This window comes from Streptomyces reniochalinae, from assembly GCF_003323735.1.
Taxonomy (GTDB): domain Bacteria; phylum Actinomycetota; class Actinomycetes; order Streptomycetales; family Streptomycetaceae; genus Streptomyces; species Streptomyces reniochalinae.
Window position 1 is genome coordinate 467,960 of sequence record NZ_QOIM01000042.1, and the last position, 21,859, is coordinate 489,818.

Annotated in this window: 17 protein-coding genes; 7 read left to right on the top strand and 10 right to left on the bottom strand. The window is 73.9% G+C overall.

Annotation, left to right across the window (positions count from 1 at the left end; translation table 11 throughout):
• The first annotated feature begins 454 nt into the window (after positions 1-454).
• The 4 genes from DQ392_RS27450 (at position 455) to DQ392_RS27465 (ending at position 5,006) form a co-directional block, all read left to right on the top strand.
• Positions 455-1,036 carry a TMEM165/GDT1 family protein gene (locus DQ392_RS27450; RefSeq protein WP_114018389.1) on the top strand — a complete coding sequence of 194 codons (582 nt, stop codon included), beginning with the start codon at positions 455-457 and terminating at the stop codon, positions 1,034-1,036.
• A gap of 142 nt (positions 1,037-1,178) precedes the next feature.
• A complete protein-coding gene (locus tag DQ392_RS27455; RefSeq protein WP_114018390.1) occupies positions 1,179-3,179 on the top strand; it encodes an MDR family MFS transporter in 2,001 nt (666 codons plus the stop codon).
• Between the two features lie 354 nt (positions 3,180-3,533).
• Positions 3,534-4,142 (top strand): peptidoglycan-binding domain-containing protein, encoded by a 609-nt coding sequence (locus DQ392_RS27460; RefSeq protein ID WP_245982096.1) that lies wholly within the window; start codon positions 3,534-3,536, stop codon positions 4,140-4,142.
• A gap of 192 nt (positions 4,143-4,334) precedes the next feature.
• Entirely contained in the window at positions 4,335-5,006 is a 672-nt protein-coding gene (locus DQ392_RS27465) for an HAD-IA family hydrolase (RefSeq protein ID WP_114018392.1), read from the top strand.
• A gap of 72 nt (positions 5,007-5,078) precedes the next feature.
• Here the strand turns inward: DQ392_RS27465 and DQ392_RS27470 are convergent, their stop codons facing one another.
• On the bottom strand, positions 5,079-5,438 hold the full coding sequence (locus DQ392_RS27470; protein WP_114018393.1) for an antibiotic biosynthesis monooxygenase family protein: 360 nt from the start codon (positions 5,436-5,438) through the stop codon (positions 5,079-5,081).
• A gap of 391 nt (positions 5,439-5,829) precedes the next feature.
• Here DQ392_RS27470 and DQ392_RS27475 point away from each other — a divergent pair, with 391 nt between their 5' ends.
• A complete protein-coding gene (locus tag DQ392_RS27475; RefSeq protein ID WP_245982032.1) occupies positions 5,830-7,998 on the top strand; it encodes a bifunctional glycosyltransferase 87/phosphatase PAP2 family protein in 2,169 nt (722 codons plus the stop codon).
• A gap of 156 nt (positions 7,999-8,154) precedes the next feature.
• On the opposite strand, the gene DQ392_RS27480 is transcribed toward DQ392_RS27475, so the two are convergent.
• Positions 8,155-8,565 (bottom strand): DUF2000 family protein, encoded by a 411-nt coding sequence (locus DQ392_RS27480; RefSeq protein WP_114018395.1) that lies wholly within the window; start codon positions 8,563-8,565, stop codon positions 8,155-8,157.
• Positions 8,566-8,673: 108 nt separating this feature from the next.
• On the opposite strand from DQ392_RS27480, the gene DQ392_RS27485 reads away from it, so the two are divergent.
• On the top strand, positions 8,674-9,534 hold the full coding sequence (locus DQ392_RS27485) for an AraC family transcriptional regulator (RefSeq protein ID WP_114018396.1): 861 nt from the start codon (positions 8,674-8,676) through the stop codon (positions 9,532-9,534).
• 15 nt (positions 9,535-9,549) lie between these two features.
• On the opposite strand, the gene DQ392_RS27490 is transcribed toward DQ392_RS27485, so the two are convergent.
• Complete coding sequence (locus DQ392_RS27490; RefSeq protein WP_114018397.1) at positions 9,550-10,797, bottom strand: cytochrome P450; 1,248 nt, start codon at positions 10,795-10,797, stop codon at positions 9,550-9,552.
• Between the two features lie 342 nt (positions 10,798-11,139).
• Between DQ392_RS27490 and DQ392_RS27495 the strand changes: the two genes are divergently transcribed.
• Positions 11,140-12,309, top strand: a complete 1,170-nt coding sequence (locus tag DQ392_RS27495; RefSeq protein WP_114018398.1) for a steroid 3-ketoacyl-CoA thiolase — start codon at positions 11,140-11,142, stop codon at positions 12,307-12,309.
• A 155-nt stretch (positions 12,310-12,464) separates the two neighbouring features.
• Here DQ392_RS27495 and DQ392_RS27500 read toward each other — a convergent pair whose 3' ends face one another.
• The 7 genes from DQ392_RS27500 to DQ392_RS27530 form a co-directional block, all read right to left on the bottom strand.
• Positions 12,465-13,118: a TetR/AcrR family transcriptional regulator gene (locus DQ392_RS27500; protein ID WP_114018399.1), complete on the bottom strand. Its 654-nt coding sequence runs from the start codon at positions 13,116-13,118 to the stop codon at positions 12,465-12,467.
• Positions 13,119-13,722: 604 nt separating this feature from the next.
• On the bottom strand, positions 13,723-14,715 hold the full coding sequence (locus tag DQ392_RS27505) for an ECF transporter S component (RefSeq protein ID WP_425470616.1): 993 nt from the start codon (positions 14,713-14,715) through the stop codon (positions 13,723-13,725).
• Positions 14,716-14,816: 101 nt separating this feature from the next.
• The gene (locus DQ392_RS27510; RefSeq protein ID WP_114018400.1) at positions 14,817-16,520 is read right to left on the bottom strand and encodes an ABC transporter ATP-binding protein; all 1,704 of its coding nucleotides are present in this window, start codon (positions 16,518-16,520) and stop codon (positions 14,817-14,819) included.
• Entirely contained in the window at positions 16,517-17,971 is a 1,455-nt protein-coding gene (locus DQ392_RS27515) for an energy-coupling factor transporter transmembrane component T (protein WP_114018401.1), read from the bottom strand. Before DQ392_RS27515 ends, DQ392_RS27510 begins: the two co-directional genes overlap by 4 nt.
• Positions 17,972-17,974: 3 nt before the next feature.
• Positions 17,975-18,685, bottom strand: a complete 711-nt coding sequence (locus tag DQ392_RS27520; protein WP_425470630.1) for an SCO2322 family protein — start codon at positions 18,683-18,685, stop codon at positions 17,975-17,977.
• Between the two features lie 131 nt (positions 18,686-18,816).
• Entirely contained in the window at positions 18,817-20,196 is a 1,380-nt protein-coding gene (locus tag DQ392_RS27525) for an SCO2321 family membrane protein (protein ID WP_114018402.1), read from the bottom strand.
• Between the two features lie 420 nt (positions 20,197-20,616).
• A complete protein-coding gene (locus tag DQ392_RS27530) occupies positions 20,617-21,837 on the bottom strand; it encodes a Strvi_7410 family MBL fold metallo-hydrolase (protein ID WP_114018403.1) in 1,221 nt (406 codons plus the stop codon).
• Positions 21,838-21,859: the final 22 nt, after the last annotated feature.

Sequence of the window (21,859 nt, forward strand, 5' to 3'; positions counted from 1 at the left end):
CCCGGCCACACGCGATACACCCACACGACGGACGGGGGAGGGGAGTTGGCCATCCGGCCGGCTCCGACGGGTCCCGCCGGGCCCGGTGGTTCGGCCGGCTCCGACAGGTCCCGCCGGGACCGGTGTTCGGTCGGCTCCGGTGGTCTCGTCGGCCCGGCGGCCGGTGGCGTGGCGTACCCCACCCCGGGCAGTGATCGCGTCGTGGCGGAGGCATCACGTACGCTCGTATCTCGTCTGAAGGGGAGTAGCTCTTCGCCGGACCGTCGACACACTGGCCCGCCGCGCGCGGGCCCGGCGCCCGGAGCGGGGTGCCCGCCACCGAGTGGCGGCGCCGCGCCAGCGAGACCTTCGGCCGCAGTGTCCGCGTCCGTGCGCCGTGCACGGGTCGCCAGCGACGCTGCCGTGCCGAAGTGAGCTCGCGCCGGTGCGGCAGCCCGACCACTTTGGAGTCCCCGTGCTCAGCCTCACCGTCGCCGCCGTCGTCTTCGGCGTCGTCTTCCTCGCCGAGCTGCCGGACAAGACGGCCCTGGCCGGGCTGATGCTCGGCACCCGCTACCGCGCGTCGTACGTCTTCGCGGGGGTCGCCGCCGCGTTCCTGCTCCACGTCGTGATCGCCGTCGCAGCGGGCAGCGTGCTCACCCTGCTTCCGCACCGGCTCGTGCAGGCCATCGTCGGCGTGCTGTTCCTGATCGGTGCGGCCGTGCTGCTGCTCAAGAAGGACGAAGAGGAGGAGGAGCAGACCCGCAAGCCCGCCGACCAGTCCTTCTGGAAGGTCGCGGGCAGCGGCTTCACGCTGATCCTGGTCGCCGAGTTCGGCGACCTGACGCAGATCATGACCGCGAACCTCGCCGCCCGCTACGACGACCCGCTCTCGGTGGGCCTCGGAGCTGTCCTCGCCCTGTGGGCGGTGGCCGCGCTGGGCATTCTCGGCGGCCGCACCCTGATGAAGTACGTTCCGCTGCGGCTGATCACCCGCGTCGCCGCCCTGCTCATGCTGGCGCTGGCGGCCTTCAGCCTGTACGAGGCCATCGCCTGACCCCTCCCGGGTCCCGGCCGGAACCGGCCGCCACTCGACGGGGTGATGCCGAAGCGCGGCGCGCAGCGGGGCGCCGCCCGCCGCTCCCCCGGACGGACGCGGCCGCCGCGCCCCGGAGCGCGCGGCGGGGCACCGTGGACCCATGAGCGGGGAAGAGGCGGCGGCACCGGCACGCACCGGCGAGCGCGGGGTGCTGCTGCCGATCGGCGCGCTCCTGCTGGGGCTGCTGCTGGCAGCGCTCGACCAGACCATCGTCGCCACCGCGCTGCCCACCATCGTCAGCGACCTGGGCGGCATGGAGCACCTGTCCTGGGTGGTCACCGCCTACCTGCTGGCCGTCACGGCGGTCACCCCGCTGTGGGGCAAGCTCGGTGACCAGTACGGGCGCAAACGGCTCTTCCAGACGGCGATCGTCATCTTCCTGGCGGGCTCGGCGCTGTGCGGCATCGCCCAGAACATGCCGCAGCTCATCGGCTACCGCGCCGTGCAGGGCGTCGGCGGCGGCGGACTGATCACTCTGTCGATGGCGATCGTCGGCGATCTGGTGCCGCCCCGCGAACGCGGCCGCTACCAGGGCCTGTTCGGTGCCGTGTTCGGGACGACGAGCGTGCTGGGGCCGCTGCTGGGCGGGTTCTTCACCGAACACCTCGACTGGCGCTGGGTCTTCTACATCAACCTGCCGATCGGCGTGATCGCGCTCGTGGTGATCGCCCTCGCGCTGCACCTGCCGGTCAGCCGCCACCCGCACACCATCGACTACCTGGGCACGTTCCTCATCGCGGCCGTCGCGACCTGCGTCGTGCTGGTCACCTCGCTGGGCGGCACCTCGTGGCCGTGGAACTCCGCGCAGGTCTACGGCCTGGCCGGGCTCGCCGCCGTCCTGCTGGCCTGCTTCGTCGCCGTCGAGCGGAGGGCGGCCGAGCCCGTGCTGCCGCCGAGCATCTTCGCCGTACGCAACTTCACGCTCTGCGCGGCCATCAGCTTCGTCATCGGCTTCGCGATGTTCGGCTGCATGACCTACCTGCCCACCTTCCTCCAGGTCGTGCACGGCATCACTCCGACCATGTCGGGCGTCCACATGCTGCCGATGGTGCTGGGCGTGCTGGTCTCCTCCACGCTGTCGGGCCAGCTGATCACCCACACAGGGCACTGGAAGGTCTTCCCCGTGCTGGGGACGGCGATCACCACGGTCGGCATGGTGCTGCTGCACCGGATGACGCCCGACAGTCCGCAGTGGGAGATGGGCGCCTACTTCGCCGTCTTCGGCCTCGGGCTCGGCCTGGTGCTCCAGGTGCTCGTGCTGGTCGCGCAGAACGCCGTCCGCTACGCCGATCTGGGCGTGGCCACCTCGGGCGTCACCTTCTTCCGCTCGGTCGGCGCCTCGGTCGGCGTGGCCGTCTTCGGCGCGCTCTTCGCCTCACGGCTCGGCGGCAAGCTCGCCGACGCGCTGCGCGGCAGCCGCCTCCCCCCGGGCGTGACGCCTCAGAGCCTCAAGCACGATCCGCAGTCCATCGGGCGGCTCCCTCCCCAGGCCAGACGCGGGGTGCTGGACGCCTACTCCTCCTCCATCACGGACGTCTTCCTCTACGCCTCACCGCTCGCCGCCCTCGCCTTCCTGCTGACGTGGCTGCTGCGCGAGCAGAAGCTCCGCCGCAGCGTGCAGGTACCGGACGAGAGCGAGACGCTGGGCCCCTGCCCCGTCGAGCGCAGCTCCGCCGACGAGGTCACCCGCGCCCTGTCCCGGCTGTGCACCATCGAGGGGCGCCGGGACCTGTACGTGCGCATCGCCGCGACGGCCGGGATCGAGCTGGCGCCTTCCGCCACGTGGATGCTGCTGCGCGTCCACAACGACGGGCCCGTCGAGCCCGCGCTCCTGGAGGACGCCGGAATCGTCCCGCGCCGGGTGGTCGTGGACGGCTCCAGGGAGCTGGAGGAGCGCGGTCTTGCGACCAGGGCGGGCCTGGAGCTGGTGGCCACCCCGCGCGGCGAGCAGGCCGCGCGGGAGCTCACCGACGCCCGTCGGCGGCTCCTGTCCGACCTGCTGGGCGACTGGTGGTCCCCGGACCGCCCCGCGGACCTGTCCGAACTGGTGCGGCAACTGAACGCCGAGACGGGCCGCTCGGAGCCGCCCCGGGCGGCTTAGGGCCTCTCGTTCGGAACGGAAGTCCCTAGCGGCACGAGCGACCCGGGGCGACGGCCGGCAAGGACTCAGGGCCGGGGTGGGCCGGGGCGAGGTCCGTACGGGCGTGACGTCCACGTCTGACCCTTTCTGTGCCCGTCTATGGACGTTTCGACTTTTCACGGGTGCTTGGCCCTGACCGACCCGGACCGCGTAGGGTCCACCACTGGACAGTTGCAGGCGATTCGGGCCCGGCGGCTGCCGTGGTCCGGACAGTACGGCCCTCGCTAGGGACGCGGCCGTACCAGGGGAGGGGATCGGGATGAGGGGGGACGAACGCTGTCCCGAGTGCGGGGGGAGCGCGCTTTCTTGGCGGTCGTGGCCGGCATCGGTGTGGCGGCCGTGCTGGGGGCGGGCCTGCTGACCACCCGGATCCTCACCGACGACGGCCGCGGCGCGGACGACGGCCGCGCGATGCGTCCCCTTCCCACCGGCGCGCCCACCCACGCGCTGCCGACCGCCTCACCCTCGACGTCGCAGGCCCCGAGCGGGAGCGAGCGGCCGAGTCCGGCGCCCTCCCGTACGGGCACACCGGGTACGCCCCGCGCCGACCGCGGCGGTGACGAGCACACCACGCGGCCCTCCCCCTCTCCTTCCCGCGACCGCGAGGGAGAGGGGAAGGAGAGGCGTCCGGACGGGTCGGCGGAGGGCGGGCACCGTCACGGCCGTCCGCATGAGGTGTGGGAGGACTCGTCGTCCGGCGAGACCCTGCGCCCCGGCGATTCGGGGCCCGAGGTCGCCGAGTTGCAGCGGCGGCTGAAGCAGACCGGGTACTACGACAGGGGCGCGGAGGAGGACGGCGTCTACTCCTCCGGCGTGCAGGAGGGCGTCTTCCGCTACCAGGCGCACTACCGCCTCTGGGACGACCCGCCCGGCGACTACGGCCCCAGCACCCGCCGTCACCTGGAGTCCCGTACGCCGGGGTGAGCGGGCTGGCGGGGCGCGGCGCCCAGTTTGTATGATGGAGGAACAAATGGTCCCGCCCGTGCCCCCTCGCATCCGGAAGGGGCGTCCCTGACCCGGCGGGCGGGCCATCTGTCCCCGTTCGCCGACCCAGCCGTACGCGGCGGACGGCTCCGCCGAGCCCTCCGCGACCGCCCGCGCCCCAGGGAGCCCCGCATGACGACCCCCTCCATCACCGTTCGCGGGCTGCTGCTCGACATGGACGGCACGCTCGTCAACTCCGACGCCGTCGTCGCACGGATCTGGCGGGGATGGGCCGCCGAGAAGGGCCTCGACCCCGACGAGGTCCTCCGCGTCGCGCACGGCCGCCAGGGCCACCTCACGATGGCCACCGTGCTCCCGGGCAGGCCCATGGAGGTCAACTACGCGGAGAACCGCGCCCTCCTCGCCAAGGAGACCGCCGACACCGACGGCATCGTGCCCGTCCCCGGCGCTCCGGCCTTCCTCGCGGCGGTCCGGGACCTCCCGCACGCGCTCGTCACCTCCGCGTCCCCCGGGCTCGCGACGGCCCGCATGGCGGCCGCCGGGCTGCGGATGCCCCAGCTGCGCGTCACCTCCGAGGACGTCAGCGCCAGCAAGCCGGATCCGGAAGGCTTCCTCAAGGGCGCCGCCGAGCTGGGCTTTCCCGCGGCCGAGTGTGCCGTCTTCGAAGACTCGGCCGCGGGCATCGCCGCCGGTCTGGCCGCCGGCATGCCGGTCATCGGCGTCGGCCCCCGCGCTCCCGAGCACCGGCCCACCCTCCACGTGCCCGACCTGGAACACCTCCGGCTCGAACCGCTCGCCGACGGCCGCGTCCGGCTCACCGCCACCGCGGCCGGCGCCGCCTGATCCGGCAGGGCGCCCGGCTGACCGCCGGCCGGACACTCGTCCGAGCCGGCCCGGGGAGCGCCCGGGGCCGGCTCACTTCTTCGGCGGGGCCTGCTGCACGACCTCGAACGACCAGGTTTCCGAGCCGGTCGCGGCGGGCTTCGGGCGCTCCGCGCTCTGGCTGCCGCCGCTGCCGCTGTCCTCGCTGTCGTCGCCCTTCGCGCGCTGGTGCGCTTCCTTCATGGGGCCGTTCATCCACGCCTGGAACGCCTCCTCGTCCCGCCAGCGGGTGTAGACGAGGTAGCGGTCGGAACCCTCCAGGGGGCGCAGCAGCTCGAACCACTCGAAGCCGTCGGCGCTCTCCACGAAGCCCTTCCGGGCGGCGAAGCGCTGCTCCAGCACCTCCCGCTGCTCGGTCGGCACGGTCAGCGCGTTGATCTTGACGATGCTCATGTCCCCATCGTGCCTCATCCCGCCTCACCTGCCGCAGCCGTCGGCGGCCCGGCACCCGCGCAGGACCCGCTCCCGGCCGCGCGCGGAAAGGCTTGTCCCGTTCTGGTCAACCGACCGGGCGCGGCTGTCAGGTAGCGAGTAGGTTTCTCGCGTCTGACGTGAGAAGGCCGCGGCCGCACATCTGTGCGGTGCGGCCCGGGCACGGTGGAACAGCGCGGGGGGCCGGCGGCGAGCTGACCGGCGGACAGGACGGAGACGGCGGGGCGTGGCGGCGGAATCGGTGGCGGAGGGGCGTGGCGGCCCTGACCGCGGCGGGAAGTGGTCCGGGGGCGGGAACGGCCCAGGGCAGGGTGTCACGCGGCCGTGGAGCCGCGCGGGCTTCCGTCCTGGCGTGCTCCTGGCGGGCCTGTGGGCCCTCACGCTCTGTCTGGCGGCGCGGCAGGCCACCGCCGTGCTGCGGCTCCCGCAGGAGGAGCGGCTGGTCGACCTGTTCGCCTGGATCGGCGACAACGGCGTGCTGCGCCTGCACGGTTCGCTCTACGGCGGCGACCAGCCCTTCACCGGTACGCCGTTCGCCGGGCTGGTGCTCAAACCGCTCACCCGCGCCGCCGAACAGACACTCGGCGTCGCCTGGACGTTCGGCACGATGCTGCTCGTCGCCGCCGTCGGCGTCCTGGCGGCCAGGGCGCTGCCGGGGCCTGTCCCTCGGCGTACCGCGCTGTGCGCCGTCCCGGCCGCGCTGAGCCTGCTGGCGCTCTCCATACCCGTACGCAACACCTTCCACCTGGGCCAGACCAGCGTGCTGCCCGTGCTGCTGGTGCTGGCCGGCTGGCTGCTGGGCGGCGCGCGAGGGGAGCCGGAAGCGCACCACGGGGCGGGCACGGCATCCGGCGAGCGGCCCGCCGCGCTGTTGGGCAACGGACGCGCCGTCCTGGGCGCGGGAACCGGGGGCGCCCTGATCGGTGTGGCCTGCGCGCTGCAACCGGCCACCGTGCTGTTCCTGCCGCTGCTGTGGCTCACCGGCCGCCGTCAGGCCGCGGTCACCGGCACGGGCACCTTCCTGCTGTGCACGCTCGCCACCTGGGTCGTGATGCCCGGCGACTCCACGGCGTACTGGATCCACCACGTCGCGGGCGCGGGACTGGGCGAGCCCGCCGACGCGATCGCCAACCAGTCGCTGCACGGCGCCCTGTTGCGCGCGGGACTGCACGGACCTGCCGAGATCGCGCTGTTCGCCGTGGCGGCGGCCGCGGTGGGCTGGCTGGCGCTGCGCCGCGCGGTCCGCTACGCGCGGGACGGGCAGCCGCTGCTGGCCGCGGCGATCGTGGGCAGCGCCGCCGTGGTGGCCTCCCCGGTCGCCTGGCAGCACCAGCAGCTGTGGGTGCTGCTGGCCGTGGTCGGCCGGGTGGGCCGGCGCTCGGGGGACCGGCTGGTGTGGCCGGTTTTCGTCGCGATGGTGATGACGCTGGACGGCAGCGCGCTGGTCCCGAAGGTCGCCGTCTTCGGAGTGTTCGGCGAGAACGCGGTGCTGTTCGCGGCGCTGCTCGCGTCCTGTGCCATCCCCTTCATCCGCCGCGACGCGACCGTGTGGGACGCACCGGAGCCCATGGGCGCTCTCAGCCGGCCCAACCTGATGCTGGAGCTGCTGCTGATACGCGTCTGGTACTGGGCGTACTCCTGGGTTCGCGGGCACGCGCCCGACTCGCGCTCCCTCGCGGAGGGGCACGGGCACCAGATCCTGGAGGCGGAGTCCTTCCTGCACCTGGATGTCGAACACGGCCTCAACAGGCTGGCGGTGCGCACACAGTGGCTGCGCGACGCCTGCGACTTCTACTACTCGACGTTCCACTTCCTGGTGCCGATCGCCCTGCTGGCCTGGCTGTACGCCCGCCGGGTGCCCCGCTACCGCGGGGCGCGCACGGCACTGGGCTGCGCCACCCTGCTGGGTCTTGTCGGCTTCTGGCTCTACCCGCTCGCGCCGCCGCGGCTGATGCCGGGCCTCGGCTACGTCGATACGGCACACGGGCCGCAGGACCTGTCCGACCCCGACTTCGGCGCGCTCACCTCGCTGTCCAACCAGTACGCCGCGATGCCCTCGCTGCACGTGGGCTGGTCGCTGTGGTGCGCCGTGGTCGTCTTCATGATGACGCGGAACGTCTGGCTGCGGGCACTGGGCGTCCTCTACCCGCTGATGACGATGTTCGTGGTGATGGCCACCGCCAACCACTACCTGCTGGACGCGGTGGGCGGCGTCCTGGCCGTGGTGGCGGGCTTCGCCGGCGCGCGGTGGCTGGCCCGGCTGCGGGAACGCAGGGCGCCCGCCGCGGAACCGCCGCCGGGCGGTACGGACAGCCTGCCGCGGCCTCGGCCGCCGGTAACCGGTTCCGCCGCGGGTCCTTCGGACGGAAGTGCCGCCGGTGGTTCGACGGGCGGGCGGGGTGCCGCTGGTCCGTCGGCTGGGAGCGACGACGGTGTCCCGGCGGGCGGGAGGGGCGCCGCCGGCCCGTCAGCCCGGAATGCCCCTTCCGGTTCGCCGCCCGGCCCGACAGCCGTCGGCTGACCGCCGGTGGCCGGGGCGGCCGTCGGGACCTCGCGGGTGCACGGTGCGGCTATCGAGGGCTCGCCGGTGGACGGGACCGCCGACGGGGCGCCGGTGGGTGGGGCGGCGGCCGCCGACGCACCGCGGGGCGCGTGAGCGGCGGCCGGACCCGCCGCGTCACCCGTGCAGCTTCAGACCCTTCACCGCCCGGTCCACCGCGTTCCGCGGACCGTAGAGCCCCAGCCCCGCGAGGGTGAGCTTGTCGGCCTCGACCGCCCGGACGGCGGCGCGGTTGTCCGCGTCGTTGCCCGTGGCGAACATCTCGTCCGTGTAGACGGCGGTGGCCAGGCCACGGGAGAGCGCACGCCGGTGCGTCGTCGCGAGCCCTTCCGCGTCCGCGGCGAAGCAGAGCACCGGCTCGCGGGCCAGTGCGAGATAGACGTTGCCGGAGCCGTCCTCGTAGGGCCCGCCCATCACCTCGTCCGAGGCGTGCGCGATCCCGCTGGCCAGGAACGCGGTCACGTTGAGCTTCTGCCAGTCGGCGAGGTCGGCGCGGACGACGACGGCGATCTTCGTATCGAAACGCATGAGCCCAGGCTGTCGGCGCCGCGGGCGGCCGTCTTGAACGCTCGTGCGCGCTGTGCCAGCCCGTGGACGGCCCGCAGCACGGCGTTGAGGTCCTGACAGACTGACCCCATGGGTGAGTGCACGCGCCGGGACGCCGGAGACGGCACCGCGGCGGGCGACTGGGTCCGCTACTGGCGGGCGCCCGACCAGCCGGTGGAGGCCATGCGCGCGCACTTCACCGGGCACGTCTTCCACCGGCACAGCCACGACGCCTACTCCTTCGCCGTGACCGAGACGGGCGCGCAGCGCTTCCACTGCCGCGGCGGGCGTCACACCAGCGGCGCCGGCATGGTGATGGCGTTCAACCCGGACGACCCGCACGACGGCGAGTCGGCCGTCGAACAGGGCTTCACCTACCGCATCGTCCACCTGGGCCCCGACCTCGTCCGCTCCGTCCTCACCGACGCGGCGGGCCGTGACGCCCCCATGCCGCTGTTCCCGCAGCCGGTGCGCGAGGACCCGGTGCTGCGGCGCGCGCTGCTGCGGCTCAACGCCGCCGTCTCGGCCGGCGCCGCGGCGGGTGCGCTGGCGCGGGACGAGCGGCTGACGGACGCCGTTCTCGCCATGGTGCGCCGGGGCGCGCACAGCCCCGCGCGCGTCGCCGGTGTGCGCGCCGGAACCGCTGCCGTACGCCGCGCCCGCCTGCTGCTGGAGGAGGACTGGGCACAGGAAGTGCCGGCCGAGCGGCTGGCGCGGGCGGCCGGGTGCAGCCGGTTCGCTCTCTACCGCGCGTTCCGCGCCGAGCTGGGCCTGCCGCCCAGCGACTACCAGCGGCAGCTGCGGCTGCGCGCCGCCCGGCGGATGCTGGAGGGCGGCGCCACGGCGGCCGAGGCGGCGGCGGGCTGCGGCTTCGCCGACCAGGCCCATCTGCACCGCTGGTTCGTCCGCTGTTACGGCATCACACCGGGCGCCTACACGCGCGGCGCGTGAGGCCCCAGGGGGCCGTCATCCGTAGTGGACCCGCAGTTCCTTGATGCCGTTGATCCAGGCCGAGCGGAGCCTGCGGGGCGCCGGTCCCGCCAGGGAGATGCCGGGTACGAGGTCGGCTATGGCGTTGAAGATCAGGTTGATCTCCAGTACGGCGAGGCTCTTGCCCAGGCAGAAGTGCGGCCCTCCGCCGCCGAACCCGAGGTGCGGGTTGGGATCGCGGGTGATGTCGAAGACCTGCGGATCGGCGAAGACCTCCGGATCGTTGTTGGCCGAGGAGTAGAAGAGACCGACGCGCTGCCCCGCGCAGATCTGCTGCCCGCCCAGTTCGGTGTCCTGGGTGGCGGTGCGCTGGAAGGAGACCACGGGCGTGGCCCAGCGCACGATCTCCTCGGCTGCCGTTGCGGGCCGCTCGCGGGTGAACAGCTCCCACTGCTCGGGGTGCGTGAGGAAGGCGTGCATACCGTGGCTGATGGCGTTGCGTGTGGTCTCGTTCCCCGCGACCGCCAGCAGGATCACGAAGAAGCCGAACTCGTCCGCGTTCAGGTTGCCCTCGCCCTCTGCGGCCACGAGTTTGCTGACGATGTCGTTCGCGTAGTGCGCGGGGCACTCCTTGCGTGCCTGCGCCATCGTCATCGCGTACGAGACGAGTTCGGCCGCCGACTGGGTGCCCACCTCCTGCGTGATGGCGTACTCGGGGTCGTCGTAGGCGACCATCTTGTTGGACCACTCGAAGATGCGGGAGCGGTCCTCCTGCGGTACACCGATGAGCTCGGCGATGGCCTGGAGGGGCAGTTCGACGGCGATGTCCGTGACGAAGTCGCCGCTCCCCGCGTCCCTCGCGCCGCTCACAATGCGCCTCGCGCGCTCGCGCAGGGCGTCCTCCAGGGCGCGGATGGCCCGGGGGGTGAAGCCCCGCTGCACGATCTGGCGCACCCGCGTGTGTTCGGGCGGGTCCATGTTCAGCATGATGAGCTTCTGGATGTCGATCTGCTCGCGCGTCATGTGGTCGGCGAAGCGGATGACGGCGGTGTTCAGGTTCGAGGAGAACAGCTCCGGGCGGGTGGAGACCTCTTTGACGTCGGCGTGCCGCGTCACCGCCCAGTAGCCGTCGTCCGCGAATCCGGCCACGTCGTGCGGCTGCGGGTTCCACCACACCGGGGCCGTCTCGCGCAGCAGGGTGAACTCGGGCAGCGGGACGCGCTCTTGGTAGACGTCCGGATCGGTGAAGTCGAACCCGTCGGGCAGCGCGGGGCAGGAGGACATCGGCGGCTCCACTCCCTCTTCGAGGTCTCGGGCCCTCACGGCACAGGCGGCACCCGGAGCGGCCCCGGCACCACGCGCACCGGGCAAGCCGTCGAGGCGGGAGGCACAGGGGCGCCACCGCGCGGTGCTGACGGGCCATCAGAATCGCCCTGAAGGTAGTAACGGGTTCTACAAGTGGCAAGGGCCACGGCGGTGGAACTTGCCTGCGGGGCGCACGCCGGACTCGTGCACACCCCTTGCGCGGCGGGGAGCCGCCTCCCCACACTGTCCGAAGAACTAGAACGCGTACTAGTTGTGTTCGTCGTGCTGGTGGGGAGCCAGCCGGGCTGGAGAGGACGACTCATGGCCGCCGAACCCGTCATCGTCGAAGCAGTACGCACCCCCATCGGCAAGCGCTCCGGCGCCCTCGCCACCTTGCACCCCGCCTACCTGCTGGGCGAGACCTACCGCGAACTCCTCGGCCGCACGGGCATCCACGCCGACTGCGTCGAACAGGTCGTCGGCGGCACCGTCACCCACGCGGGCGAACAGTCCATGAATCCAGCGCGCAACGCCTGGCTCGCCGCGGGCCTGCCCTACGAGACCGCCGCCACCACCGTCGACTGCCAGTGCGGCTCCTCCCAGCAGGCCAACCACATGGTCGCCAACATGGTGGCCGCCGGCGTCATCGACATCGGCATCGGCTGCGGCGTCGAGGCCATGACCCGCGTGCCGCTGGGCAGCGGCTCCAAGCACGGCCCCGGCAAACCCTGGCCCGAAGAGTGGCACGTCGACCTGCCCAACCAGTTCGAGGCCGCCGAACGCATCGCCCGCCACCGCGGACTGACCCGCGAACGCGTCGACGCGCTCGGCCTCCTCTCCCAGCGGCGTGCCGCCGCCGCGTGGGCGGAGGAGCGCTACAAACGCGAGACGTTCGCCGTCCAGGTGCCCACCACCGAAGAGGAGCAGGCGGCGGGCGAGGGCATGTGGCGCTCCGTCGAGCGGGACGAAGGGCTGCGCGACACCTCACTGGAGGCGCTCGCCCGGCTCAAACCCGTCCTGCCCACCGCCGTGCACACCGCAGGCAACTCCTCGCAGATATCCGACGGCGCCGCCGCCGTGATGTGGGCCTCCAAACGCATGGCACGGGCGCTGAAACTCCGGCCGCGGGCACGGATCGTCGCCCAGACCCTGGTCGGCGCCGACCCGCACTTCCACCTCGACGGGCCCGTCGACGCCACCCGCGCCGTCCTGGGCAAGGCGGGCATGTCCCTCAAGGACATCGACCTGGTCGAGATCAACGAGGCCTTCGCCTCCGTCGTCCTGTCCTGGGCCCAGGTCTTCGACCAGGACCTGGGCAAGGTCAACGTCAACGGCGGAGCCATCGCACTCGGACACCCCGTCGGCGCCACGGGCGCCCGGCTGATCACCACCGCCCTGCACGAGCTGGAACGGAGCGACAAGGAATTCGCCCTGGTCACCATGTGTGCGGGCGGCGCGCTGTCCACGGCGACGATCTTGCAGCGGTTGTGAGGAAGCGGAGGGCAGCGTGGGCCCATCGGCTTGTGGGCCCGGTGTGGGTGGGTGGCTCGTGGTGTTGAAGTGGGCTCGTGCGAAAGCCGTCAACGGCCGTGCATCGTGAGCGGGTAGCGGGTAGCGGGTAGCGGGTAGCGGGTAGCCGTGAGTCGTCAGCTGTCCGGCGCTGTGGTCGCCGGCGACGGCGGGACTGGTCTCGGCTCCTCGCGCAGCGCGGCGGGTTCCGTCGGCGCTTCCGCCGGGGTGGCGGCACTGTGCATCAGTGTCCTCGCCGCGGAGCGCGCGTGCCGTGCCGGGGTGGGGGAGTCGCTGATGGACGCGTTGCTCATCGCCCCGTCGAGCAGCACGGAGAGCTGGGAGGCCAGCCAGTCGGGGTCGGCCGCGCCCGTCTCGAACGCCAGACCGCGCAGGAAGGTGCGGACCGCGGACTTGTGTTCGCGGACGGCCTCGACGACCCCCTGGGAGCCCGCACCCAGCTCGCCGAAGGCGTTGATGAACGCACAGCCGTGGAAGTCGGGTCCGTCCACCCAGTCGTAGAGCCAGTCGAAGACCGCCAGGACACGGGACTCCGGGTCGGTGTGGTCGGCCACGCGCTCCTCCAGCGCGGTGCGCGCCCACCGGTCGCGGCGTCGGAGGTAGGCCTCCACGAGCGCGCCCTTCGAGGGGAAGCACTGGTAGATCTTCTTGAGCGAGACGCCCGAAGCGTCGCGGATCCTGTCCATCCCCACGGACTGCACGCCGTACTCGTAGAAGAGGGCGTCCGCAGCGCTGAGGATGCGGGTCTCGGTGGTGTCGTCGCCGTTCATGCTTCCGTTCTCCCCAGGTCTTGAGAACCGCCGTTCTCTACGATACGGTCTTACCGGAAGCGAGAACGAGCGTTCTCGCGGCCGTAACGGGGAGTGAACGGGGGGACCGAAGCATGACCGAGCGCACTACGTCGCGAAGGACACGCTTGGGTGAGCTGGCGGGGGCCGGGCTGAGTGCAGCCCCGGCCGTCGTCGGTAAGCACATTCCGTGCGCCGCTGCCGAGAGGTTTGGTGTCGCCGCGAGACCTGCCGACATCTCCTTCCACGGCGCGAGACGCCTCCGTGCGAGACGGGCCGGCGCGTCCGTCGTCCGGCCGCTCGCCGGGCGAGGCTGAGGCACAGCCCTTCCGCGGACTGCCGCCGCCGCTCCGGAAACGGCGGCCTCCTTCGTGCCTCCCTGCGACGAGGGGCGTCGCCTACGAATGGAGAAGAGCGGCGGCGGCGAGGCCGGGCACCCGGCGCGCCCGAACGCCGGTACGTCCGCACGAGGTGGGGTCCCTGCCTGCGGGACCCCACCTGAGACCCCGCGTTCCTGCCCGTCGGGGTCGGGCAGGAACGCGGTAACTCCGTCGGGCGGCCCGAGCCCACGCCCGCCCGGGTCGCCTCACGCCCGGGGCCGCGGCCGTGCCCCGTCGTCGCCGGTTTCGTCCCTCTCCGGTGGTGACGCGAACGCGGCTGACGCGTCGAAGGCGGCCCGTCGGGTGGCCCGGCGCAGCGCCCGCAGCACCGTGCCCCCCAACGTGGCAGTCAGCACGACGGTGAGAAGAGCCCGCGGAACGTCCCACCCCAAGGAGGTGGCCAGCACGTACGCCCCGTATCTGGCCAGGTTCTCGTGCACCGGATCGCCGGGCACGAAGGAGAGCCCGGAGCCGAGCCCGGCGATGTACGGCCAGCCCTGCATATTCATGACCAACCCGTAGAGCAGCGCGGAGACCGCCCCGTACGCGGCCAGAAGCAGCAGCTCCCGGCGGCCTCGCAGCGTGGCCTGGCCCGGCAGCAGCCCCGCCCCCATGGAAACCCAGCCCATGGACAGCATCTGGAACGGCATCCACGGCCCGACCCCGCCGGTGAGCAGGGCCCCGGCGAACATCGCGACGGCACCGAGCACGAAACCGAAACCGGGCCCGAGGACCCGGCCCGACAACACCATCAGAAAGAACATCGGCTCCAGCCCGGCGGTGCCCGCGCCCAGCGGCCGCAGCGCGGCACCGGCCGCGGCCAGCACGCCCAGCATGGCCACGGCTTTGGCGTCGAGCCCGGTGTCGGACACGGTCGCGACGGCTACCGCGAGCAGAAGGGGGAGCAGCGCGGCGAACAGCCATGGCGCGTCCTGCGAGTGCGCCAGCCCGGAGCCCTGCCCGGCCAACAGCGGCCAGGCGAAGGCGGCCAGGCCGGTGGCGCTGGTGAGGGCGAGCGCGGCGATCGACCTCGGCCCGAGCCGGATCGCCCTGACCTTCGACGCGGGCTCGGGTCCGGCTCCGGGTTCGGACCCTGGCGCGGGCCCGTGCGCCGGAGCGGGCGTCTCGGCCGAGGACGAGACGTCGGTCGAGGCGTTGGCCGAGGAGCCTTCCGCGGCGTGGCCCGGGGACGGGGGCACGGGTGCCGTAGCCGGGGCGGAGGGCCCCGGCTCCGCTGCCGCAGGCGTGTCGCAGGCCGGCCCCGCTGCCGGGTCTGAGCGCCGCCTCACAGCGTGCCGTCTCACAGCGCCTCCCTGACCTGGGCGACCGTCAGCCACGGCTGCGGGGCGAGGATCTTGGAGACCTGCGGGGCGTAGGCGGGAGAGGAGGTGATGACCTCGTGGGTGGGCCCGTCGGCCACGGTCTCGCCCTGGGCGAGGATGACGACCCGGTGGGCGATCTCGGCCACCAGCTCGACGTCATGGGTGGCCAGTACCAGCGCGTGCCCCTGGTCGGCGAGTTCGCGCAGCAGCGCCACCAGCCGGGCCTTCGCCGCGTAGTCCAGACCGCGCGTGGGCTCGTCCAGCAGCAACAGTGGTGGCCTGGCCGTGAGGATGATGGCCAGGGCGAGGGCGAGCCGTTGGCCCTCCGACAGGTCGCGGGGGTGTGCGGTGCCGGGGATGCCGGGCAGCAGCCGGGAGACGAGGGCGCGGCAGGTGCCGGGGTCCGCGCCCGCGTCCGCGTCGGCCGACCGGCACTCCCGGGCGACGGTGTCGGCGTAGAGCAGATCGCGTGGCTCCTGCGGTACGAGACCGGCGTGGCGCAGCAGCTCTGCCGGGCGTGTCCGGTGCGGCACTCTGCCCTCCACCGTGACCCGGCCCGAGGTGGGGCGGTGCATGCCGACGAGGGTGTTGAGGAGGGTGGACTTTCCGGCGCCGTTGCGGCCCATGAGCGCGACGGTCTCTCCCGCGCGTATGCGGAGGCTGACGTCGTGCAGGGCCGTCACCCGACCGCGCACGAGCCCGAGCCGCGAGGTCTCGGCGAGCGGTGGAGCGGAGTCGTCGGGCGAGACGGCGGAGGCAGGTCGGACAGCGGGACCCGGCGGGACGGCGGGAGCGGATGGGCTGGCGGCATCCGCTGAGGTGGGCGGTGCGGGGGCGGCCACCGGGGTCGCGCCCGCACCGGGAACACGGGTCGCCAGGCGCTCCCGGAGGCCGTGCGCTCTGCGGCGCGCGTCGCGTACGGAGAGGGGGAGGGGGTCCCAGCCCGCGAGGTCGCCGAGTTCCGTCACGGGTGGCCGCACGGGCGAGACGGCGAGCATCGCTGCCGGGTCGCCGAGGCGTGCGGTGCCGTCGGGGGACAGCAGCAGTACCTGGTCGGCGTACTGCACCACGCGCTCAAGGCGGTGTTCCGCCATGAGCACGGTGGTGCCCAGGTCGTGGACCAGGCGCTGGATGACGGCGAGCACCTCCTCGGCGGCGGGCGGGTCGAGTGCCGAGGTCGGCTCGTCGAGTACGAGGACCTCGGGGTGCGGGGTGAGGACCGAGCCGATGGCCACGCGCTGCTGCTGGCCGCCGGAGAGGGAGGCGATGGGGCGGTCGCGGAGGTCGTTGAGGCCGAGCAGGTCGAGGGTTTCCTCGACGCGGCGGCGCATGGTGGCCGCGGGCAGCCCCAGCGATTCCATGCCGTAGGCCAGTTCGTCCTCGACGGTGTCGGTGACGAAGTGGGCGAGCGGGTCCTGACCCACCGTTCCCACCAGGTCGGCGAGTTCGCGGGGTTTGTGGGTGCGGGTGTCGCGGCCCCCCACGGTCACTCGGCCGTGCAGGGTGCCGCCGGTGAAGTGCGGGACGAGGCCGGAGACGGTGCCCAGCAGCGTGGACTTGCCCGATCCGCTCGCGCCGATGAGCAGGCACAGTTCCCCTTCGGGGAGGTGGGCGTCGACGGTGGGGAGGGCGGGTTGCGGCGCGTCCTCGTAGACGACCGAGACGTGGTCGAAGTGGATCACTGTGCGCGCTCCTGCTCGTCGTCGTTCCGGCCCCGCAGCGCCCGCGCGGTCCTGTGGGGGCCGCCGTCGTCGCTGTCCGGCCGGGGTGAGGGGACGTCGCCAGGGGGCCGTCCCGCTCTCTTCGTGCGGCTCCCGGTGCCCGCGGCGGCCGCCGTGCCGGAGTCCGGTTCGGACCCGGAACCGGACCTGGACCCGGAGCCGGGTCCGGAGCCTGAGCCGGTCGCGGGGGCAGGCGCGGCGGGGGCGACGGCGGCGGGGAGCAGGCCGAGGAGGACGGCGGCGGCGGGCCACAGGGGCAGTTCGGGAGCCTGGAGCGGGACGGCGGGAGGTGCGAGCGCTGCGGGGAGCGCGTCGGCGGCGGTGATCATGAGTCCGGCGACGGCGGCCCCCGACGCGGCGACGAGCCAGGCTCGCGGGCCCCACCGGTCGGGGCGGTAGCGGGTGCGGACGGTTCGCCTGCCGCCCAGCCAGAGCCCGGCCAGCGCGAGCGCCAGCCCGGCCAGCAGCACCGGCAGTCCGAAACCGGCGCCCTGTGCGGCCAGCAGGCCGTAGGTGCCGGCGCACACACCCAGGAGTCCGCCGAGGGTGAGCGCGGTGGTGATGCGGCGTACCGCGACCGGTACGCGAGCCGTGCGGCCGTATCCGCGCGCGTCCATCGCCGCCGCGAGCGCCACCGAGCGCTCCAACGCGCCCTCCAGTACCGGGAGCCCGACCTGGACCACGCCGCGCAGCCCGCGCTCGCCGCGCCCCCGCAGCCGGCGTGCCGCCCGCAGCCGTCGCACGTCGGCGACGAGGTGGGGCGCGAACGTCATCGCGACCACCACCGCGACCCCGGCCTCGTAGAGGGCGCCCGGCAGCGACTTGAGCAGCCTGGCCGGGTTGGCGAGGGCGTTCGCGGCGCCGACGCAGACGAGCAGGGTGGCCAGTTTGAGCCCGTCGTACAGGGCGAAGACCATGCCCTCCGCCGTCACTCTCCCCCCGATCCGCACGCCCTGCGCCCACTCGGGGAGCGGTACTTCCGGCAGTTCGACGAGCAGGTGGGTGCCGGGTACGGGCGAGCCGAGGAAGAAGGCGAGGACGAGACGGATGGCGAGCACGAGGACGCCCAGTCTGAGGAAGGCGGCGTACGAGCGGGCCCAGGGCGCGTCGGTGCGGCGCACGGCGACGACGTATCCCGCGACCGCGATCACCAGTGCGAGGAGCAGCGGATTGGTGGTGCGGGACGCGGCGGTGGCGAGCCCCAGCGCCCACAGCCACCAGGCGCCGGGGTGGAGGGCGGTGCTGCGGGTGGTGAGTGGCGCTCTCGCCAGGGGGCGGGCGGAGAGCGTACGGCCGCGGGTGTACGGTGCTTTCGGCAGCGGACGGCCTGGGGCCGCCGTTCCAGCGTCCGTACCCCGGGGGGCGGCGGCACCGTGCCGGGTGTGCGGTGCGTCCGGGAGCGAGCGGCGCATCGGTCAGTGCCTTCGGCGGCGGGCCTGCCAGAACGCCGCGAGGCCCAGGATCGCGACGGCCGCGACGCCCGCGGTCAGCCCCAGCCCTGACGAGATGCCTCCGCCGTCGGCGTCACTGCCGCTGCCCTCGTCGCTCCGGGCGCCGCGGTCCCCGCCGCCCTGTCCGTCGTCGCCGCCATCGCCGTTCTCAAAGCTACCGTCGCTGCCCGCCTGCTCGCCGCACCCCTTGGCGGGGTAGTGGTCGATGGCGCACAGCAGGGATCCCGAGCCGTAACGGAGCGGGGAGGCGACCTTGGCCAAAACCTCGGCGGCTGACGCCTTCTCGGGTACGAGGGCGCACCGGGTCCTGGGTGCGGGGGGCGCCCCCGTCTCGCTCTCGGGCGCGTCGGCGCGGGTGCCGAAGTCGATGCGGACGGCGACGCGCTTGCTGCCGTCCTCTGGCTCGGTCTTCTCGCAGGCCGCCGCGAACGTCGTGGTGCCGCGCGGCTTCGCGGCCTGCTGGGAGTCCTCGCTCAGGGCGAAGCGGAAGCCGAGGGTGTCACCGTCGCCGGGGCGCTGGGTGGCCGGGCCCTCGGTGGCGTAGGCCCAGGAGCCGTCCTGGGCCTGCTGCCAGAAGGACCAGTAGCGGTAGCCCGTCCCGGCCGCGGGCCGCGCGGAGTCGGCGGCGTGCGCGTGCGGTGCGGGCAGCGCGAACACCGCGCACACCGTGAACACCGCGAGGACGGCGGCCAGGAGCGTGCCCACCGCGGCCCCGGGCCGGGCGCGTGCGCGGACGCGGGTACCGGCGCCCGGCGACCGGGAGGGCCGGGCCTTCGCCGGTATGGCGGCGCGCACCGTGCGGCCCCTCACAGCTGCTGCCTCTTGCGGCGGCCGCTCAGCAGGATGCCGAAGCCGGCGCCGACGGCGAGGCCGACGAGGACGAAGGCCCACACGGGGATGGTGGCGCCGTCGTCCTTCTTCTCGGACTCGGAGGAGCCGTTGTCCGCGTCGGGCATCTGGGCGGGCCGGGGACCCGTGTCGGTCAGGCGGGCCAGCAGGTCGGTGCCGCCGAGCTTCGCCGGGTCGCCCCCGGTGGCGCGGGAGGCGAGCATGAGGGCGCCGAGGGCGGCGGGATCGTTCTTGGACTTGTCCCACTTGTCGAGGTTGTCCGCCAGCCAGGTCAGGGAGGACTTCGCCTCGTTGCGATGGCCGCCCGCCGCCAGGGCGATCACCGCGTCCGCGGTGTTGGCGTAGTCGGGCTGTTCCTTGTCGTCGCCCGGCATGACCGTGGTGAAGTGGCCGCCGTTCTTCTTCAGCACCGAGGCCAGGTAGGCCGCGCCCGCGCCCGCGGCTTCCTCACGCCCGCCGGGTACACCCCCGCCGTCCCCGTTGCCCTCGCCCTTCGTGTCCCCGCCCCCGTCACCGGTCGCGCACTTCAGCGGCGTCACCGGCTTGCTCTTGGCGTCCTTGTCCTGCGGGTCGACGAGGACGCCCTCGCCCAGGGCCGCGAGGGCGGCGGCGGCCGTGGCGTCGTTGTTCGGGGTGAGCTTGTCCTTCTTGTCCGGCCGGTAGGCGAAGGCGCCCTGTTGGCCGGGTGCGTCCTCGATGCCCTTGGAGGAGCAGGTGAGCTGGAAGGACAGCAGCGCGTCGTACGGCGACGCACCGCCCGGCGCGGTCGTCTTCGCCGCGTCCTCGCCCGCGGCGTGCAGGGCGCCGATGGCCAGCGAGGTGGAGTTGGCGTCGGAGGGGGCGTCGGCCGCGGAGCCCCAGCCGCCGTCCTTGTTCTGCACGGACACCAGCCAGTCCACCCCTTCGCGGACCGCCTTGCCGCGTCCGCCGACCGCCGCGAGGGCCTGCACGGCGAGGGTGGTGGCATTGACGTCGGAGGGGGTGGTGTCCGGATCGCACTTCTCGGCCGGGTCGGCGCGGTACGCGGTGAACGAGCCGTCGGCGCACTGCTGGCCCGTGAGCCAGTCCACGGCCTTCTTCGCGGGCACGGCGCCCGCACCGTCGAGGGCGAGCAGGGCCATCGACTGCCGCCACACCCCGTCGTACCGGGGGTCGGCGTCGCCGTAGAGCCCGCCCGGCAGGTCGGACGGCTTCGCGTCCTGTGCCGGGGCCAGGTCCGCGACGGCACGGGAGGGGACCGGGGCCGCGGGTGCGGTGGCGGATGCCACGGGTGCGGCGCTCGCGCACAGCACGGTGGCGGCGGCGAGGACCGTGGCGCGGCGGCGGCGCGGTGACATTGCGGGTGCCTTTCGGTGACGGGAGCGGACCGCAGCCGGGCACGGCCGCCCCGCCCTACGGGTCCGCACGAGAGCGCGGTCCGCACCACGGTGCACCGGGCTCGGCTCCGTATACCTCGACGGTGCCGGTGGCCTGACGGCCACGGGAGCCCACCTTCGACCGGGTGCTCCGGCTCGCGGCCGCCGGCAGCCGTCGCACGTGCGTACGCCGTGCGGCTGCGGCGACGGCTGCTGCTGCGGCGCACGGCGGTACGGACGACGACGCCGCGGTGGCCCGCTCACGGTTGCGGGTCAGCGCCGGATTCGCACCGGCTTCCCCCGGTCGGAGGCGTTGTTCGTCTGTCGGCCACTGTAGCGGGACCAGGCGCCCGGCGGCCCCTCGGCCCTGAGCGGCCCGCGTCCGGACCGTGCGGGGCCGCGTCAGTCGGCGGCGCGGTAGGTGACGGGGGCGCTGCCGGGGACGGCTTCCGCGTGGCCGAGTTTGACCAGGCGGCGCAGGTGGGCCTCGGCTTCCGCCACGGCGATGGTGCGGGAGCCGAACGGGATCTGCTCCCACGGCCGGTTCCAGCGCATCGACTCGGCGAGCTGCCAGGGGGTGAGCTCCCGCTCGGCGAGCAGCGCGCGCAGGTCGGTGAGGCGCTCCGCGTGGTGGGAGGTCAGCTCGTCCACGCGGGCCCCGGCCCCGGTGAACGCGTACTGGTGGGCGGGCAGCACCTCGGCGGGGGCGAGCCCGGCGATCCGTTCCAGGGAGTCGAGGTAGTCGCCGAGCGGATCGGTGATCTCGTCGCTGTCCGGGTCCTCGTACAGGCCGATGTGGGGGCTGATCCCCGGCAGCAGGTGGTCGCCGGAGAAGAGCCGTCCGCCGCCGTGGTCCGTGGCCGCCTCGCCCGGCTGCGGTCGCTGCTCGGGATGCCGCTCCTCCAGGTGCAGGCACACGTGCCCCGGGGTGTGGCCCGGGGTCCAGATCGCCCGCAGGCGGCGCCCCTCCAGGGCGAGCAGCGCGTTCGGCTCGATCTCGCGGTCGGGCAGTGCGGCCCGTGCGCCCGGCAGCGGCCCGCCCGAGCCGTCGGCCAGGGCGGCGCGCAGCGGCGCGGTGTGCGCCTCGGGAGCCCCGGCCGCGGTGAGTTTCCCGACGAGGTAGCCGAGCCACTGCCGCTTGTCGGAGCTGCGGGAGCGGCGCACCACGGCGGCGTCCGCGGCGTGCATCGCGATCCACGCGCCGGACTCCTCGCGGACGCGCGCCGACAGGCCGTGGTGGTCGGGGTGGTGGTGGGTGACCAGGACGCCGTGCAGGGAGCCCACCGAGGTGCCGCAGGCGGCCAGTCCGTCGACGAGGGTCTGCCAGGAGGTGGGGTCGTCCCAGCCGGTGTCGACCAGGACGGGTCCGGCGTCCGTGTCGATCACGTACACGAGGGTGTGGCCGAGCGGGTTGTCCGGAATGGGGACGGGGATGCTCCAGATCCCGCCCCCGTGGGCGGTGACCCGCGGCGGCCGGGCGGACCGCTCGGCGGTCCCTCGCGGTTCGGTGGCCCGCGTGGTGGATGGCCGCGGCTCGGCGGCCCGTTGCGGTTCGGCGCCCCGCCGCGGTTCTGTACCCGGCTGGGGCCCGGTGGGCTGCGGCGCGTGCGGCGCGTCCGTCATGGCGGCGGCTCCCGGAGGATTG

What these genes read in the sequence shown, in the direction of transcription:
- DQ392_RS27525 (WP_114018402.1), bottom strand. Translation starts at nt 20,196, where the DNA reads ATGTCACCGCGCCGCCGCCGCGCCACGGTCCTCGCCGCCGCCACCGTG.
- DQ392_RS27485 (WP_114018396.1), top strand. Translation starts at nt 8,674, where the DNA reads ATGGGTGAGTGCACGCGCCGGGACGCCGGAGACGGCACCGCGGCGGGC.
- DQ392_RS27515 (WP_114018401.1), bottom strand. Translation starts at nt 17,971, where the DNA reads ATGCGCCGCTCGCTCCCGGACGCACCGCACACCCGGCACGGTGCCGCC.
- DQ392_RS27530 (WP_114018403.1), bottom strand. Translation starts at nt 21,837, where the DNA reads ATGACGGACGCGCCGCACGCGCCGCAGCCCACCGGGCCCCAGCCGGGT.
- DQ392_RS27470 (WP_114018393.1), bottom strand. Translation starts at nt 5,438, where the DNA reads ATGAGCATCGTCAAGATCAACGCGCTGACCGTGCCGACCGAGCAGCGG.
- DQ392_RS27495 (WP_114018398.1), top strand. Translation starts at nt 11,140, where the DNA reads ATGGCCGCCGAACCCGTCATCGTCGAAGCAGTACGCACCCCCATCGGC.
- DQ392_RS27455 (WP_114018390.1), top strand. Translation starts at nt 1,179, where the DNA reads ATGAGCGGGGAAGAGGCGGCGGCACCGGCACGCACCGGCGAGCGCGGG.
- DQ392_RS27465 (WP_114018392.1), top strand. Translation starts at nt 4,335, where the DNA reads ATGACGACCCCCTCCATCACCGTTCGCGGGCTGCTGCTCGACATGGAC.
- DQ392_RS27480 (WP_114018395.1), bottom strand. Translation starts at nt 8,565, where the DNA reads ATGCGTTTCGATACGAAGATCGCCGTCGTCGTCCGCGCCGACCTCGCC.
- DQ392_RS27500 (WP_114018399.1), bottom strand. Translation starts at nt 13,118, where the DNA reads ATGAACGGCGACGACACCACCGAGACCCGCATCCTCAGCGCTGCGGAC.
- DQ392_RS27490 (WP_114018397.1), bottom strand. Translation starts at nt 10,797, where the DNA reads ATGTCCTCCTGCCCCGCGCTGCCCGACGGGTTCGACTTCACCGATCCG.